The following is a 16,313-nucleotide window of genomic DNA, read 5'->3' on the forward strand; positions in this document are numbered from 1 at the left end:
TGGGCGAACGATCTAGAACGCCACGCGGAACTGCACGTTCAGGTTGCGCGGCGGCGAGTCCGTCGTCGGCGTTGTTCCTTGATTGACGGTGCCAAAGGCTACGCCGTCATTCGGGTTAATGTCGAACTTCGCCGTCTCAAGATTGAAGTGGTTGAGAACGTTAGAGGCCTGCAGACGAATCGTTGCGACGATAGGCCCACGAATCTGGAACGACTTCTGTATGCCAGCGTCCGACATGATCACCGGCTTCATGCGGAGAAAGCTGGCATAGGTCGGATTCGTCTGCTCATTCGTCAGCACAGGGACGGTCTTCCAGTCGTACTGAGTCATGTCCGTGCCGCAGCGGGTCGCCATGGCGCCGGTATTACCACCGGGAATGCTGACCACACCGTTGGTCTGGCTCAGCACGCAGCTTCCCCATGCCTGGACGGTGTTGTTCTTCCAGTTCGGCTTGAGGAACTTGTTATGCGGAAGCATCACAGCGTTCGTCGGCAGTGTGGCCGGTTCGCCACTCTCCACCTGCAGTGAAGGAGAAAACTCCCAACCGCCGATGAAGCCATCGATAATCCGGTTGCCATGGAAGTTGAAGAGGCGGTCCCGCCCAAAGGGCAGTTGGAAGACACCGGAGAGCTTGAAGACCTTCGGGATGCCGAACTGATAGACGCTGTGCTGCGTGATGTTCAGCGACTGGCTCATCCAGCCGGTTTCGTAGATCATCTTCGACCACACGTAACTCGTATTGAACGAGATACCGTGACTCATACGCCAGTTATAGGAAAACTGCGCGCCGTTATACCAGCTGTAACCACGGTTGATGGCCGCCAGAGTAAGTGCGCCAAACTCCGGATGCGGCCTGTTCGCATTCAGAGCTGAAATTGTCGAGCTCGTGTAGTAGTTGGTCCCGGCGAAGGGAGCAATCCCCTTGAACGGGTTGGTCTGCGTTGCACTGCAGTTCTGTGTCTTGCCGCTGACGTAGACCTCATCGCAAGTCTGCAGGAAGTTCCAGTTGGGCAGGTTCTCATCCATCGACATCGGATATCCCCGGCCGTAGTTGCCAACATAGGACGCTTCGAAGACGCTGGCCTTCGTCCCTCGGTATTGGAAGCCGAACGAAAACTCGTGTGCGCTCGGAACCTTGAACCCGCGATTGAAGGTAGTGAATGCCTGGCCCAGGCCCGTAAGGCTGCCAAGCGCCGAGCCCTGCGGTTGAATGAGGCCGGTAGGAAACGGGTTGCTAAGCACATTCGAGATCGGCGTCATGCCACTGTTATTGGAGGTAATGAGTGCCGTCGATTGCGAGAAACCAAGATTCTGAATCTCGTTGTTGTTGACGAAGTTTGTATAGAACAACCCATAGCCACCACGAACAGAAAGCTTCCGAAAGGGTGAATACGCAAAGCCGAAGCGCGGCTGAATGTTGTGATACACGTTCGTGATCGGTGAGCGAGGCGCTCCATTGACGTTAGCGAACTGCAGGCTGCCGGTGAGATTGCTCGCCGATGGAAGCGCTGCGATCGAAGCCGACGTGATCTGGGACTGAACGGCATTAGGCGCGTTCAGATCAAAGCCAACATCAAGCGCGTCGTGCTTGTCGATCGGCCCGGTGAGCAGATCCCAGCGGAGGCCAATGTTCAAGGTGAGCTTGCTATTGACGCGCCAGTCGTCCTGAAACCACGGTGCGGTGTACCAGCTCGAGACCTGGTAGACAGCGTTCAACGGCGAAGCTCCCGAAGACGGCGTACCCAGAAGGAACGTCGCGAATCCGTCTCCGCTGGTGGCTTGTGAGTTTGTGTTGGTGTAGTCCGTGCTGGTCCAATCACTGTTCGAAGTCAACGTGAAGTAACCTGGGTTGATGTAGCTGAAGTGGGTCAGGCGCACGTCCCAGCCGACGCGAAGATTGTGCGCTCTAGCCGTGCGCGAGAGGTTCCCTTCCCACGAATAGTTTCCAGTGTCCTCCACGTTGTCGAACCAGCCAAGTGGGCTGTAATTCTGAAAGGCATAGTCGCCGAAGAAGTTCTGTTGTTGCTGTTCGCTGTTGAGACTTGCAGGGAAGCCCAGCGAGGTGAGGTCATAGTTCTGGTTCGCCGGCGTCGTCCACTTCACGCGGAAAAATGTGTAGCCGAAGCGCGCGTTCAGAACCGTTTTGGAGTTCATCACATCGACGAAATCCACCAGGTAGCCCTTACTAGTGCGATGGAAGGTACCACCGTTTTCTCCCGGCCCGGTTACGCCACCCGCATTGCTGACCTCAGAGAAATCGGCATTGAACGGGCGCACGAAGAAGCGGTACTTATCGCCAATGGCGAAGTCGAAACGGCCTACAACGTTGTGAAAGTGCCAGTTGTAGTAGTTATTCGGAATACTAAGGTTGTTCGTGCCAGGACGCTGGCCATTCGGCGTGCTACCCACGGCAGGAAAGAGCGCAGCAATCTTGGCGGCGATGGGATTGATCATGCCCGAAGGAATGATGTTCCCCGGGAAAGGATTCCGGATGTAGTGGTTGTACGTCGCGCTTGTTGGGTTCGTGTCGAGATGCGTCGAGGTGGGGTCCGCAATCGTGATCGATTGATAGCCGTTCGTCGGATTGAGGAGTTCGGAGAAGTCACCCGTGCGCATCTTGGCGGTCGGGTAGGAGAGGATCAGGCTGCGAGGCAGGAGCTCGGAGTAGTGATCGAATGCAAAGAAAAAGAATGGCTTGTATTTGGCCGACTGGCGTAGGACGTGCGGGATGAAGATAGGGCCGCCAACCTGGAAACCAAGCTGGGTCTGGGTGTTGAACGGTGTGATGTTCGAGGTCGTGTTGTTGATGGAGTTGAGGTATTTGTTCTGCGAGGTGTTCGCGTTCCAGCCGGTGCGACGCAGTGAACTCCAGAACATACCCTTCAGCTGCGAAGTGCCGGATACGGTCGTCGTATTGATCGCACCACCGCTCGTGTGCCCGTACTGTGCGTCATAGTTATTCGCACTTACTGTGAACTCCTTCACGGCGAACTGCGGAAGAACATAGGCGTAAGTGTCAGCACCAAACTCCGCATCGTTCGGACTGCCGTCGATGAGGAACTCGTTGAGATACATCAGTCCACCGTTGATTTGAAACTGCGACGTGACCGTCCATGGATCGGTGTACACACCCAGCGGCCGCATGAAGACACCGGGAACCTCGTTGCCGAGCATGATGGGGTTACCGTTGATGACGGGCAGGTCCTGCACTTCCTTCTGCTCGATGCTGTACGCGCGGCTGGCAGATTCGGTCTGTAGCAGCGCAGGCTCTTCGGTCACAGTAACCTCTGCGGTCTGCGAACCCACCTTCAACTTCACTGGGACGCTTGTAGCCGCATAGGCCTGGAGCGCAATACCCTTTACCTCCGCAGGAGCCATGCCGGGAGCCGTGATGGTGAGGTCGTAAGTGTCCGGCTCAAGAAACTGGAAGATGTACGCGCCCTGGGCATCGGTCTTGGCCGTGGTTACCTCTTTGGTGCTCACTCGCATGAGCTTCAACGTCGCTGCGGGGAACATCGCGTCCGCGGCATCCTTGACCTCTACCGTGATCTTGGCCCGGTAATCCTGAGCGGTTGCGTGGGGCACAACTCCAATCCACGTAAAGAGTACGAGCAGTGCGATCACCGTCGTCCAAACCGGCATTCGCCTGGTGCGTTGCTGTTCCACTTGCGTTTCCTCCTGAACGTGCCGCACGAGGCCATGCGCTCCCGGTGGACGCTGGGAAGTCGCGCGCGTAAACATGTGGCACTAATGAACAGCGAGAACGTTAGTGCCGCTGGAGAGCGATTGACAATCGGAACAATCGACCAATCTCGGATAGGACATATGTCCTACGATGAGAGGACATTGCGTATCACGCAGAGGGAGACGTACGATGGGTTGCTTTACGGAAGGGACCACATGCTGACGGACTTTACCGCAACGAAGCAGATCAACATCCTCATCGTGGATGATCATCCCGTCGTTCGACAAGGTCTGCGAGCCATGCTGTCGAGCGAGCCCGACTTCGTTGTATCGGGGCTAGCTGCGTCTGCAAGAGAAGCTCTGACGCAGGTCCAGAGGAACCAGCCGGATGTTGTCCTGATGGATCTCCGCATGCCCGAGATGGAAGGCACCGATGCCATCGTTGAGCTACGCAAGATTGCGCCCGGTATCCGCATCCTCGTGCTGACGAACTACGGGTCGGACGAGTACATCGTTCGAGCAACGCAGGCGGGCGCGATGGGATACCTGCTCAAGAACACACCACAGGAGGAGATTGTGAAGGCCGTGCGCATGATCTTTCAGGGCGAGCGATACGTGCCCAAGGTCATCGCGCAACGCTTATTCGAGGCCATTGGTCGCGAGGAGCTGAGCCAGCGAGAGCTTGAGGTCCTTTCACTGGTGGCGCTCGGTTGCACGAACAAGGATGTCGCCCAACGTCTGTTTATAAGCGATAAGACCGTTCGCAACCACGTGACCGGCTGCCTGTTGAAGCTGCAGGCCAAGGACCGCACCGAGGCTGTGACTCGCGCCATCGAGCGAGGTCTTATCCGCGTGCAGGAGTAGATGCCGTCTGCTGCCGAAGGCGGAGCAGGTCACGGAATCGAAATCGCTGGAGCAGACTGAGACGCGACAGCGGAAACGTGATCGCAACCCTGGTTCCTACCCCCGGAGCGCTGAGGATCTCCACGGTCCCTCCAATCTCTGCAGCCCGATGCCGCATGCCGAGTATCCCAAAGCCCTCTTCATCAGGGTTCGCGTCGAAGCCACAACCATCATCCTCGATCATCATCGTGGCGGACCGCTTCTCATAGCGCACGATGAACTTGATCGAGGCGGGCGCGCCGTGCGTAATCGCGTTCGAGATGGCCTCCTGTCCGATGCTGAAGAGGACAGCGCGAACGCGGATGCTCAATGAACGGACCGCTCCCTGCTCTTCCCTGTAAACACGAATCTTTCCGCTGGAGAGCTTGTACGTGCGATCCGCCAGCATGGTGAGAAGGTCACCTGCCTCCTCGCTGGACACCGCACCCAGCATCTCGATGGTGTGGCTTGCGTCCGAGTGGCAGCGACTTACGAGTTCGGATGTAGATGCAAGCTGATCAGCGATCTCATCGCGCGAGACAGCCGCATTGCGAAGGATGGATGTGCGGAGCCCCTGGATCTGGTAGCCGATCCCCGCGAAGCTCTGCGCCATCGTGTCATGGATGTCATGCGCAATTCGCTCTCGCTCGCGCAGGATCGCATCTCTCTGCCACTGCCGGAATCGAAAGTATGCAAACTGAACCCACCACGCCAGTCCAACAATCAAGCATGCCACGAAGGCAACGTGTCGAGGCGTCCACCATGGCGGTCCCTGCAACACCTGCACATCGTCCGGCGATCGCAGAAAGATCAGGAACGGGATGAGATCCTGCGTGTAAGTGCGGCCCAGCACGCACACGCCGCGGAGCCTTAGCTGGCTATCGACTCGCAGTGCGCGAAGCGCATTTCCCGAGCGGTCCGGATACAGTGCTCGAAATGTCTCGCCACCCTCCGCCAGGTCGAGCACGTAGTACCCGTTCTCGACATGCGGCTCGCTCACGAGATGTCCTTCCACCTCAATGAACCGCGCATCGTAAGCTCCGGATGCCGCCTGCCACGGCGTCACGGAGATGGGTGGAGCCGGCGTTCCAGTGGAGATGATGCGCAACGATCCGTTATCCAGCCGCGCACTGTAGAAGAGTGGATGTACGTCTCCCGTGACTTCGATACCTTCGCCTACGTTTACGCTTCGCCCCTTTGGGTGACTGATCAACGCACCTCCCGTTGCGTCTTCGATGTAGAGGTCCGGCTCCGTCAACGTCACGACACCGCGCACGACGACGCGCTGCGGAGTATCACCTCGCAGGCTCGTCAGGTCGCCGAGATGAACCGCTGGACGACGAGGCTCCGGCGTGCCTTGGCTGCGCACCGCGGGGTCCAGCGTCTGATAGCCGGAGAAATGCTTAGCGTATGCAGCTTCCGTTGTGAGGGGCTCCGGACTTTCTTCGCCGACAGAATGCGCAGCGATCGCATCAAACTCCGCCTTCGTAGCTGCATGGACGACAACGTTCCGCCACGCACCGCCGGAAGACAGCGAGCGCAGACCAATGCGGCCCGACGATACACAGGGCACCTCACGCAGCACAAGCGCAGTACTCTGTTGCGTGCTGAGGTTGCGCGCCGATACGGCCAGGCGGCAACCGTACATCACCAGCTGAAGGTGATACCAGATGCCAGGATGCACGCCCCCCGGTAGAACGGCTGGCTGCACCTCACTCCAACTGTAGTTGGATCTCCCCGCAATCAAGGTATCTTCCTGGGCGCGAAGCCCGGCGTAATAGCCGTTATAGGCATCCACTCCAAGGTCTTCGTCGTTCGACCGAATCATCAGGCCAATATCACCTGCAATCTGGTCGATACGCACATCGGCGCTGAGCGACGTATTCGTCCAGCGAGGCGATCCGCCCATGAGCTTGACGCCGCGTTCTTCGGAGTTATTGCGGAATACGGAATGGTCAAGGTTCCAGACGCCGCCGTAGGACTTCCAGTCCGTGAGACTGTCGACCGGAAGCTCGTAGCGATCCCTCCGCAGGTGCAATTCATGAACGACAGTCGACAGCAGAGCGACGAGACAAAGGAGAGACCCGGCTCCAACGATCCAACGATGACGAGTCATGGCGTTCCTCCAGTGACTGCGAGTACACGCTGAACGTCGGGTGAATCGACGTTGTCAATCGTCACCAACGTTGGCGCCACCAGGATCGTGCTGGTCGCTGCGGTCCCTTCCCGCCGGCTGCGAATCCACTGCATCGCCAAGCGCACCATGCTCCCCGTATCCTTTGCGATGACTGAGTCCATCTCGCCCGTGCGCACGTGATAGACCACATCGAAGTCCTGCTCGCAACCGATCAGAATGACCTTGTCAGTAAGATGCGATCGCGCCAGAACACTATAGGCAGCGCGCGTCTGGGTCACGTTCAAAGCGACAATCGCTGCCAGCGAAGGATGCTCTTCCAACAACTGGCGGACTGCATCATCCGCTTCGGGTGGGCCAAAGATGGATCTCTGCTCGACGAGCCGGACCTTTGGGTGTTGGCTCTGCAACGCTGTCCGCAGCGCATCGTCCATCGCCAGCGAGCCAAGGAAGTTGGGATAGACCCCAAGGACCGCAACCTCTTCGTGCTTCGCATCAAGGTGAGGCGCGATGCGTGACGCAGCGAGACGGCCCGTTGCGGCGTTGTCATTCAGCACGAAGAGCACATCTCCCTTCGGTGGAGCCGCCAGCGGCGTGTCGATGATGGCCACGGGGATGTTCTTCGCAACCGCAGCACGCACCGGGCTGATCAACGCCACAGCGTGGTCCGGTGCGAGAATGATTCCCGCAACTCCATTCGCGACCTGCCGGTCGATAATCTGGATCTGCCTCAGCAGATCATCTTCGCGGCTGGGACCATTCCAGAAGGTCGCCCATCCCCATGAGCCAGCGATGCGGGCAGCTTGCGCATGCGCCGTCTCCCATACCTCCTGCGCTGTCGTCTCCGGAATCACTGCGATCACAGGTCGCTCGTTGCGATGGCAACCGAGCGCTATGGTGAGCGCCAGGAGAACAGAGAGTCGGGGGAGCGTCCCGATGAATGGGCGAAGCCTCATAGAGCCGACAGTATGCCACGAACACTACTGAAGTGGCCGATGTGACATATGTCCTATCAGTGTTTGGGAGATTTGACGCATTGCGAGCGACCTCTCGCATCGCGTAGCGTGATCCCGGTTCCACAAGCCTCACGCAGCGCCCTTCCGGGGAGACTACTCGATGATTCGTAAATTGCTGACCTCTGCTCTTTTCCTCGCGAGCTTATCTCTCTGTGCGCAGGCTGGACCGACGCCCACTGGAGCCCGCACCATGGCGCGAACCTTGATCCCGGAAAGCACCATGTACCCGCGACTGCTTCGACTCTCCCATGGCTCTCCGGATACCAATGGCCATCTGATGGCGAACACGAATCGCGAGATATTTCGCAGCAAGGATGATGGCAACAGCTGGGAGAAGATGTCCGAGGTCACCGCGATCCCGGGCAGCCGTGAGCGTTGTTGCGCCGCGATATGGGAGCTGCCGCAGGACGTTGGCAGATTGAAGGCAGGCACGCTGCTCTTCTCCGGCACCTTCGTGGAGGGGACATCCGCGGCGATCCAGATCTACACGAGCACTGACGAAGGCGCGACGTGGAAGTATCACTCGACCCCGGTAAAGCGAGGCGGGACACCGCACCATGGACTATGGGAGCCGGAGTTTCTCCTCGCGAAGGATGGCTCCCTGGTCATCTTCTGGTCCGACGAAACGGACGACTGCTGCAGCCAGAAACTGACCCAGATGCGAAGCACCGATGGGGTTACATGGAAGGATGAAGTCGACACCATCAAGAGCAATCAGAAGGCGGATCGGCCGGGCATGATCGTCGCAAGCAAGTTGCCCGATGGAAAATACTTCATGAGCTATGAAGTCTGCGGACCGACGTATCACTGCGCCGTCTACAGTCGCACTTCGAAGGACGGATGGCATTGGGGTGAGCGCGGCGACATGGGCACAAAGGTCATCACGACCACCGGGCAATACCTCGCCCACGCGCCCAACAACCACTACATGCCAGATGGCCACATCCTCCTGATCGGACAGATGCTGCTGGAGGCGGACGGCAAAGTCTCTAAAGACAACGGAAAGGTCGCCTTCGTCAGTGACGCCAGGAACCCGCTCAAGCCCTGGACAACAACTCCCGCGCCCGTGCCTATCCCAGCAGCATTCGACAATCCGTGCCCGAACTACTCATCCGCGATGCTGCCTACCGCAGATGGCAAGTCTTTCATCGAGATTGCCTCGGACTTCGATGATGCCCACAAGTGCTCCGTCTTTGAAGGCATTCTGCCGCTTCCGCCGAAGTAACGCAACTGTCGAACAGCCTTCAGGGATCAGAGCCTTCCCTTCTGTGAGGCATTGCAAGTCGAGTTCTCAATCGCAGGCATCGCTGACGACGCGCCGAACGTGAACCGGAACAGTTGCGGTGCGGTCGGTCCAACGTGGTAGCCACATTAGAGTCGAAGAAGGAACACATCGTGGGAGGGAACGACAAGTCGAACACCCCGACGCGACGATCCTTTCTGCAAGGTGTGCTGCCAACCGCGGCTACGTCCGCCTTGCTCAGAGCCTCTGCTGATGCATCAACAGGAGCTAACGCACAACCCAGCCAGAGTGGCGGCAAGAAGCTGTTCAACCTGATTTTCTCCAGGCAGAAGGTCAACGCGCGGACGCGCTCTCGCTGGCCGGGCATCCCATCGTTGAGACACCCAATCACGATCGGATCGGCCGGGAGGGCATCTTCTTTCGCAATGCTATTTGCACGAATGCCCTGTGCGCGCCCGCGCTCCAGCGTGCTGACCGGCATGTACTCCAAGTCAACGGGAGCGCTCGACAACAAGGACCTTGAGAAGCCACTCGATTTTTCCTCGGCGAGTTTCGCTGCTATGACAAGCAGCTGATGCATGATCCCGCGATACGTGTACCAATCATGATCCACTACCCAAAACTGGCCAAAGCCGGAACGGTGCCGGACGAGATGGTGCTCGATATCGCCCCGAGTGTCCTTCAAATTGCGGGCCTCGAGCCGCGCCAGGAGATGCAAGACCACAGTCTCTTGCCCCTAGCCACAGCGTCTCCGGCCGACTGGCGAAGGGAGCGATTCTACGACTACTCCGAATTACCCCGGAGCCGAAGACGTTCGTCCGCACAGTGGTGTGCGGACGGAGTCGAAAAAGCTGATGCACTTCTACACGATGAACGAATGGGAGATGTATGGCCTCGCGGAGGACCCCGAAGAGAAGCACAATCTCTATGGCATCCCCGAACATGCGAATCTGCAGCAGGGGCTGATGCAAACCCCGGAGCGCCTCGCGGCCGGGATCCCGGCCCGAAACTGAGCACGATCATCAGATGTCTTCGGATCTTTAGTCGATTGGCCGGCCCGAATGGAGAGAATCACTTGCTGATCCGGTTCATCCAATCGTCCAGTCATGAAGAAGATTGGTTTTCTATCCTTCGGCCACTGGACGCCCTCCCAACATTCGCAGACCCGATCTGCATCAGATGTACTCCTTCAGTCCATCGACCTCGCGGTGGAAGCAGAACGCCTGGGGCTCGATGGAGCGTACTTCCGCGTTCACCACTTCGCCCGTCAACTCGCATCTCCGTTCCCGTTGCTGGCGGCCGTGGGCGCAAGGACGAAGAACATCGAGATCGGCACCGCAGTCATTGACATGCGGTACGAGAATCCTCACTACATGGCTGAGGACGCAGGGTCAGCGGATCTCATCGCAGGTTCGCGCCTGCAACTCGGCATCAGCCGTGGTTCCCCTGAACAGGTAGTCGACGGTTGGCGTCACTTCGGTCACACGCCGAGGCCCGGCGAAGACGATGCAGGCATGGCTCGTCGACACACCGAGATGCTTCTCCAGTTGCTGACCGGGGACGGCTTCGCCCAACCTAATCCAAGGCCAATGTTCGCCAACCCACCCGGCCTGTTGCGACTGGAGCCGCACTCGGGTGGATTGCGCGACCGAATCTGGTGGGGCGCGAGCTCCAACGCCACCGCGATATGGGCCGCAAAGCTGGGGATGAATCTCCAGAGCTCTACCCTCAAGGATGATGAGACAGGCGAGCCCTTCCACATCCAGCAGGCCGCGCAGATCAGGGCTTTCCGTGCTGCATGGAAAGAGGCGGGGCATACCCGCGTCCCTCGCGTCTCGGTGAGTCGGAGCATCTTCGCCCTTGTGACGGACCTGGATTACGCGTATTTCGGGCGCGGAAGCAACGAAGGAGACAAGATCGGCTTCCTCGACGGGAAGACTCGAGCTGTCTTCGGCCGTTCCTATGCAGCGGAGCCAGACCTGCTGATCGAAGAACTTCGCAAGGATGAGGCGATCGCTGAGGCGGACACGCTGCTCCTAACGATACCGAATCAACTGGGCGTCGCATACAACGCGCATGTCCTCGAAACGATCCTGACAACAGTCGCACCGGCCCTGGGATGGCGGTCGTAGCCCACAAGCGTTGCCGCCTGGAGGCCGATGCGACCAACGACCGCACCAATTGATACGTATACTGGCTCCGCACTCCTTTACGCCCAGCTCCCTCCATGAACACTTCTCTTTGTCTCGGCGCGCTATGCCTGTATCTCGTCATTACGCTTGTCGTCGGCTCATGGACGAGGCGCTACTCTGCCACCGCCAACTCGTTTCTTTATGCAAATCGTTCACTCCCTCTGCCTGTCGTCGCAGCTTCCTATCTGGCTGCAAATTCGGGAGCATTGGAAGCGGTCGGACTCGGTGCGATGGCAGCGCAGTATGGTGTACAGGCGTTCCACTTCTATTGGATTGGGGCCATTCCCGCACTGGTCGTCGTGGGGCTTTGGATCATGCCGCTGTATCGTAGAAGTGGCGTACTCAGCATTCCGGAGTGGCTCGAACTTCGATATGGCCCGCGAATTCGGCTCTTGAACGCATGCATGTTGCTGGTCATGCTTCCTCTCCTTGGAGGCATCGGACTCTATGCCTCGTCTCTGCTCCTGCAGACCCTAACCGGCGTGCGGTTCATCACGGGACTCTGGGTAGCGGCTGGGGTTGTACTAGCGTACGTGTTGCTCGGTGGTATCCGGGCAACGATGTACACGGAGGTCCTTCAACTCCTGATACTTGTGGCTGGTTTTGCTCCTCTGGCAATCGTCGCTGCGAGACGGCTGCACTCTCTACCTACCGTCGACGAGGGGATGAAGACCCACCTCTGGACATCGCTTCCACTTGCACAGCCCCGATCGGCAATCGATGTCGCAAGCATCACGCTCGGACTTGGCTTTGTGCTTAGCTTCGGGTACTGGTGTACAGACTTCGTGTTGATGCAGAGGGCCTTCGCAGCCCGCACGGATAGCGACGCGCAGAAGGTGCCGTTGCTCGCTGGCTTCGGGAAATTGCTTCTCTCAATGCTCGTGGTGCTGCCTGGACTGGCAGCCGCTCGCACCATACCCGGACTCGGCAGCACCCTGCGCTTCGACCAGGCCACACCAGCCTTCATGCAGCAGAGCTATGGCCCAATCCTTCTGGCATTGGGCTTCACGGCAATCTCTGCCAGCCTTACCTCCGCGCTTAGCTCCAACGTAACCGCGTTCGGCGCCGTTTTTATGAGCGACGTATATCGACGCTACGTCGCCCCCGCTCGCAGCGATCGGCACTATCTCCTGGTTGGCCGGACCGCCCTCGTGGTAGCGACGTTCACCAGTGTTCTCGCGTCTTATCTCAGCTTCCATTTCGGCAATCTGATGGAACAGAGCCAGCTTATCTTCGCAACATTCGCAGCCCCTTTTTGGGCTGTCGTCCTGTTCGGCTTTCTCGCCAGGAAGGTCAGTGAAAGTGCCGCACTGATCGGATTCTTCACGGGCACCTCGGTAGCCATTGCTCACTACGTAGCATTCAGCTACGGCTATCTTCCCTACGGCAGCAACATGACAGCCAACTTCTACTCCGCGATCTATTCGTTTTCGGCCGCTGCGTTTACGACAGTCCTCGCAGCCCAGTTCCTGCCCAACCTCAAGAGCCTGGACTCGCCAGGTCTCCTGATTGCGTGGAAGGATCTTCGTGCCGTGCGGCATGACCGTGGGATCTGGATCCTCTCGCTCACGCTCGTTGCTTCGTGCGCGTTGCTGAACTATTGGTGGCGCTGAGCGTGACGAAGCAACGAAACGGCAATCTCTACTCCGGTGGGAGACCTCCAAGATACATGTAGCTATGATCAGGAGCCTCGGCTAGAAGCTTCGTGATCGTCGGGTCGGGAAAGCGCCGAACATAGGGGGCCGCCCACCCGATGGCCTCGGCTGTCGGCGGATCCGGACGCTCCTGAGCTATGCCTGTGCGGTTGGCAAAGAGCGATGCGTCGACGAGGCCTGAGGTAGAGACTTCAACCAGCCGCTTCAAAGCCCCGCTGTTCTCCGCATAGAGATCCACGCCATTTGGCAGCCCAAGCTCCGCGAGCATGACGAGCGGGGATGCCGCGTACAGGTGATAGTGGAGCGCGCGCTTCCCTCGCCGCATCTCTTCGGGCAAGGTGCCATCGGCGGCGATCGCATCGATGCCAATCTTCGCCCGATGCATCGCCCAGTCGAATTCGCTTCGGTCGTTCGCCGCGATACCTGTGGCAGCAAGCTGCACGGCGGCCCAATAGAAATGATTCTGGGCTCCGCCGTTGGTGCCGGCGCGCTCATCATAATAGGCCTCGGTCTTGGCTCCCAGGAGCTTCAGCCACGGCAGAATATGAGCACGCTGTTCTGCCGTTGTTTGCTTGTCACCGTCGACCTTCAGGTAAGCGACAGCCCACGCTCCTGAGACCCAACCTTGCACAAAGTACGCCTGGGATGACGACAACTTCCCAGTGAGTGAGCCTTGGCGAGATAAAGAATCAAGGTGCGCAATAACGCACCTGGCGGCCTCAGCTGAGCCCGTCTTGCGAAACGTGTCCGCCGCGGCAACGACCACATCCCCTTCATGTTTCACGGGACCGGAGGACTCGCTATAGGCCTTCATTTTTATTGGATCAATGATGGAATGCGTTGGATCGTTGTCCGCATAAAAGCCGTCAGTCACAAAGTCAGCAGCGATATTTGGCACGCTGGGGCAAGCATAGGGCACAGTCGTCTGGCTTCTCGGATGGAGGCTCCAGGGAGACCTGAGTGGCGCACCTTCCGCGCGCACGGCGATCATCATTACGGCAAGGGCCGTTATTGCAATCTTCATGGCCACCTCTCAGGCGCGGAATGCGCGCAGCTTTTCGTTCATGATGAGGAACGCACCGATCCCATGAAAATCGTCGGTGCTACGCGGACGTCCGTAGTAAAAAGCCAGATCGCCAACATTCGTCCCCTCGCAAATGTTCGCGATGTGGGCATGCCCGTCAGCGTCCAGGGACAACTGGGTAAGTACTCCCGCATATCCCTTTCGGGCGGTTGAGGCCATCTTGCGCGGTATGTAGCCGCGTTCCACGGCACACGCCAACGTATAGGTGAACATCGACGAACTCGAGGTCTCATGCCAGTTGTTCGGATCGTCGCCCTTATCGACGATCTGGTACCAAAGGCCACTCGTCGGGTCTTGATAGCGCTGATACGCGTTGCACAACTGTCTCACCAGAGCGATCAGGTCGCCGCGGCGTGGATGCTCGTGTGGCATGACCTCGAGTACTTCGATCAACGCCATGCCGAACCAGCCAATCGCACGGCACCAGAAGAAGCCGGAATGATGCGTCATGGGATCGGCCCACGGCTGCTGACCGGACTCATCGTATGCGTGGAACATAAGACCAGATGCTGGATCGTTCAGGTGCTTCGCGTAAATCAGCAGTTGTTTCGCGGCCTCGTTTACGTCAACGTCGCGCTCTTGGAACATATCGCCATAACGCACCAGAAACGGCATCGACATGAACATGCCATCCAGCCAGAGCTGGTGCTGGCGGCTGAGTGCGTGCCAGATCCCCCCATCTTGAGTTCGGGGATAGGTGTCCAGCGTATGCCGGATCGTATCTGCGGCGGTGCGGTACTTCTGCTTTCCCGTCTCCTTATAGAGGACAAGCAGGAGGTTGCCGGGAAGCATATAGTCGAGCGCCGTAATAGGACGATCGATCTTCCCTTGATCGTCGACGTGCCGATCAACCCAACCCTGGATATAGTCGAGGTGCCTTCGGTCGCCGTGACGCTTATAGAAGAGGTATTGGCCGTAGAGATAGAGCGAGATGGCGTATCCCCATCCACCCAACGACTCGGGCGCGGGCCTTCGCGCCATCATGTTCTCGACGACAGCCTCCGACCAGTCGACCGTAGGTGACGTTGACCGCGTTTGTGCCGCGGCCAGATTGCATGCCAGGGAGCTATGCAACAGGGGCGCGCCGGCCAGCAGCTTGAGGATCTTCCTTCTGTCTTGCGTGCTCATCGTTTCCTTCTCTCGTATGCATCGTTCTGACTTGAGATCAGCCAGCTAAACTCTCAAATCGATATGATCGGTGCTACATTTCTATACGGATCAATTCATGAAGATGAAGAGCCCGCTACAGCAGCTGTATCCCAGCCAAAATCTTTTCTTCGTTTGCTGCCGCTCTCACCGACGCGCAGCAGAACCGCAAGTTACATCAGAAACGATTGGGGCAGCTGTCCTGGTTTGAGGGTGACAGCTGGCGCTACTTCAACGCGCGCGGCGCACCTGTGGAACTCCGCAACACCAGCGACGTGCCCACGGTATATTGCTTGCCGACTTTGTGTGGATCCGTGCCAAAACTGGTCAGCGCTTCATAGAACATCGCCGCAAGCTCAGGGCGTGCGAGGCGAATCGTCGTCAACGGGGGGAAGATGATGTCGGCAAGATCAATATCGTCAAAACCAATGACCGAGAAATCCTCGGGCGCGCTGAGTCCGTGACGCCGAATGACGCGCAAGGCGCCGATCGCCGTGAGGTCATTCGCGCAGAGAATCGCGGTCGGCTGGTCCTTAAGCTGGAGAATCTCCTCCATCCCAGCCTCCCCACCAGAGATGCGGTAGTTGCCCACTCGAATCAACTCCGGCCGGACCTTCAACCCTCCCTCGGCTACTGCCATTTTGAAAGCCTCAACGCGGTGGTCGGAGATCGTGGGGCCTGACGATCCGCCAATGTACGCGACCTTTCTATGGCGAAGCTTTTTCAGGTGTTGTATCGCCGCGCGCATACCGCTGGCGTAGTCGATGGACACATCGCTCAGCCCACGGCCAGTAACGCGTCTATCCATTGTTACCAGGGGAACACGGTGGTGGATCAACGCTTCGATCGGCTCCGTCTCGATCTCCGCCGCCAGCAGCGCCACACCATCCACCTGGCGAATCAACATCCTGCGAATCGTCTGCTGCATCTGCGAGTAGTGGAAGTCCGTGGTCGCCATCAGCATGTCCTGATTTCGCTCCACGAGAATGCCCTCAAAACTACGGATAAACTCAGGGAAAAAAGGGTTCGTGATGTCAGGAATGATCAAGCCATATGTGCTGCTCCGGCCATACTTCAGCGTGGTGGCGCTGCCGTTCGGCACAAAGCGCATCTCTTCAATGACTTTGCGCACCCGAGCAGCGGTCACCGGCCGGACAACCTTCGATCCATTGATGACGTTGGACACAGTAGCGCTGGAGACGCCTGCAAGCTTCGCAATGTCCCGCATGTTCATGCCCGACCGCCCCGCTGGTCAAAATAATGCAACTGACTCTCCT

Annotated in this window: 11 protein-coding genes and 2 pseudogenes; 7 read left to right on the forward strand and 6 right to left on the reverse strand. The window is 58.3% G+C overall.

Annotated features, from left to right (window positions below; translation table 11 throughout):
- Window positions 1-12 precede the first annotated feature (12 nt).
- The gene (locus C4S68_RS21220) at window positions 13-3,666 is read right to left on the reverse strand and encodes a TonB-dependent receptor (protein ID WP_160115272.1); all 3,654 of its coding nucleotides are present in this window, start codon (window positions 3,664-3,666) and stop codon (window positions 13-15) included.
- A gap of 234 nt (window positions 3,667-3,900) precedes the next feature.
- Here C4S68_RS21220 and C4S68_RS21225 point away from each other — a divergent pair, with 234 nt between their 5' ends.
- Complete coding sequence (locus C4S68_RS21225) at window positions 3,901-4,548, forward strand: response regulator transcription factor (RefSeq protein ID WP_103935140.1); 648 nt, start codon at window positions 3,901-3,903, stop codon at window positions 4,546-4,548.
- On the opposite strand, the gene C4S68_RS21230 is transcribed toward C4S68_RS21225, so the two are convergent.
- Together C4S68_RS21230 and C4S68_RS21235 are read right to left on the reverse strand one after the other, a co-directional pair.
- Window positions 4,529-6,682, reverse strand: coding sequence for a sensor histidine kinase (locus C4S68_RS21230; RefSeq protein ID WP_103935141.1), 2,154 nt, complete (start codon window positions 6,680-6,682; stop codon window positions 4,529-4,531). The genes C4S68_RS21225 and C4S68_RS21230 overlap by 20 nt on opposite strands.
- Window positions 6,679-7,563 carry a substrate-binding domain-containing protein gene (locus C4S68_RS21235; protein WP_160115273.1) on the reverse strand — a complete coding sequence of 295 codons (885 nt, stop codon included), beginning with the start codon at window positions 7,561-7,563 and terminating at the stop codon, window positions 6,679-6,681. Before C4S68_RS21235 ends, C4S68_RS21230 begins: the two co-directional genes overlap by 4 nt.
- A 343-nt stretch (window positions 7,564-7,906) precedes the next feature.
- Between C4S68_RS21235 and C4S68_RS21240 the strand changes: the two genes are divergently transcribed.
- From C4S68_RS21240 to C4S68_RS21260, 6 genes and pseudogenes are all read left to right on the forward strand, one after another.
- Complete coding sequence (locus tag C4S68_RS21240) at window positions 7,907-8,941, forward strand: sialidase family protein (RefSeq protein WP_103935143.1); 1,035 nt, start codon at window positions 7,907-7,909, stop codon at window positions 8,939-8,941.
- A gap of 388 nt (window positions 8,942-9,329) precedes the next feature.
- Window positions 9,330-9,482, forward strand: a complete 153-nt coding sequence (locus tag C4S68_RS24030; RefSeq protein ID WP_407641117.1) for a hypothetical protein — start codon at window positions 9,330-9,332, stop codon at window positions 9,480-9,482.
- An 81-nt stretch (window positions 9,483-9,563) separates the two neighbouring features.
- Window positions 9,564-9,689: pseudogene (locus C4S68_RS24035) on the forward strand (hypothetical protein); the annotation flags it as partial.
- A 73-nt stretch (window positions 9,690-9,762) separates the two neighbouring features.
- Window positions 9,763-9,972, forward strand: a pseudogene (locus tag C4S68_RS21250) (sulfatase/phosphatase domain-containing protein); the annotation flags it as partial.
- 93 nt (window positions 9,973-10,065) lie between these two features.
- Window positions 10,066-11,091: an LLM class flavin-dependent oxidoreductase gene (locus C4S68_RS21255; protein WP_103935146.1), complete on the forward strand. Its 1,026-nt coding sequence runs from the start codon at window positions 10,066-10,068 to the stop codon at window positions 11,089-11,091.
- A 95-nt stretch (window positions 11,092-11,186) separates the two neighbouring features.
- Window positions 11,187-12,764, forward strand: coding sequence for a sodium:solute symporter family transporter (locus tag C4S68_RS21260; protein ID WP_103935147.1), 1,578 nt, complete (start codon window positions 11,187-11,189; stop codon window positions 12,762-12,764).
- A 28-nt stretch (window positions 12,765-12,792) separates the two neighbouring features.
- Here the strand turns inward: C4S68_RS21260 and C4S68_RS21265 are convergent, their stop codons facing one another.
- From C4S68_RS21265 to C4S68_RS21275, 3 genes are all read right to left on the reverse strand, one after another.
- A complete protein-coding gene (locus tag C4S68_RS21265; protein WP_103935148.1) occupies window positions 12,793-13,830 on the reverse strand; it encodes an alginate lyase family protein in 1,038 nt (345 codons plus the stop codon).
- Window positions 13,831-13,839: 9 nt separating this feature from the next.
- Entirely contained in the window at window positions 13,840-15,018 is a 1,179-nt protein-coding gene (locus C4S68_RS21270) for a glycoside hydrolase family 88/105 protein (RefSeq protein ID WP_103935149.1), read from the reverse strand.
- Between the two features lie 244 nt (window positions 15,019-15,262).
- On the reverse strand, window positions 15,263-16,270 hold the full coding sequence (locus C4S68_RS21275) for a LacI family DNA-binding transcriptional regulator (protein ID WP_103935150.1): 1,008 nt from the start codon (window positions 16,268-16,270) through the stop codon (window positions 15,263-15,265).
- Window positions 16,271-16,313 lie beyond the last annotated feature (43 nt).

The sequence above is a fragment of the Bryocella elongata genome, from assembly GCF_900108185.1.
GTDB classification, from domain to species: domain Bacteria; phylum Acidobacteriota; class Terriglobia; order Terriglobales; family Acidobacteriaceae; genus Granulicella; species Granulicella elongata.